General features: G+C 42.0%; 1 protein-coding gene. It reads right to left on the bottom strand.

The features are described 5' to 3' along the window. Nucleotides 1-1,007, bottom strand: a 1,007-nt coding sequence (rfbB, locus tag DBR11_RS27575) for a dTDP-glucose 4,6-dehydratase (protein ID WP_233260935.1), incomplete at both ends; no start/stop codon positions are given.

The raw sequence follows: 1,007 nt of genomic DNA, 5'->3' as shown, positions 1-1,007 counted from the left end.
CCAGAAGTCACATCAGATAACCATTCTTCATTTTCCAGATACCATTCCACCGTTTTTTCCAGACCTTCTTCAAACTGCAAGCTTGGTACCCAGCCCAGCACTTGCTGCAGTTTGGTAGAATCTATAGCATAACGCAGGTCATGGCCGGCACGATCGGTTACAAACGTAATCAGTTGAGCAGATTCCCCCTGGGCACGGCCCAGCTTTTTATCCATGATCTTGCAAAGCAAATGGATCAGGTCAATATTTTTCCATTCATTATGTCCTCCGATATTATAAGTCTCCCCTGTTTTTGCTTCATGAAAGATCACATCGATGGCACGGGCATGATCTTCTACCCATAACCAGTCTCTTACATTTTCTCCTTTGCCATATACCGGAACAGCTTTACTGTTTTTGATATTGTTAATGGCCAGAGGAATTAATTTCTCCGGGAAATGGTGAGAACCATAATTATTGGAGCAATTAGAGATCACCACGTCTAAACCATAGGTATCATGATAAGCACGAACAAAATGGTCAGAACTTGCTTTCGAAGCAGAATATGGACTATGGGGATCATATGCAGTGGTTTCAGTGAACATCCCCTGCTCCCCTAAAGCTCCATAAACCTCGTCTGTAGAGACATGATAAAAACGTTTGGTATTGTAGTCTCCTTTCCAGAATTCCCTTGCGGCATTTAAAAGGTTTACTGTTCCAATAACATTGGTCATTACAAATGCCGTGGGGTCTACAATAGAACGATCAACATGAGATTCTGCTGCCAGATGGATCACCGCATCAAAATTCTCCTTTTTAAACAGCTCATTCATTGACCCGGCATCGGTGATGTCGCCTTTAACAAATTTATAGTTTGAACTTCCTTCTATATCACGCAGATTTGCCAGATTTCCAGCATAGGTCAGCTTGTCCAGGTTTACAATCTCATATTCCGGATAATTCGTTACAAATCTTCTCACCACATGTGAGCCTATGAAACCTGCACCGCCAGTAATTAAAATCTTCTT

Source organism: Pedobacter sp. HMWF019 (genome assembly GCF_003061025.1).
Classification (GTDB): domain Bacteria; phylum Bacteroidota; class Bacteroidia; order Sphingobacteriales; family Sphingobacteriaceae; genus Pedobacter.
Note: the sequence above shows the minus strand (reverse complement) of the source record. Positions and strands in the feature narration are given on the sequence as shown.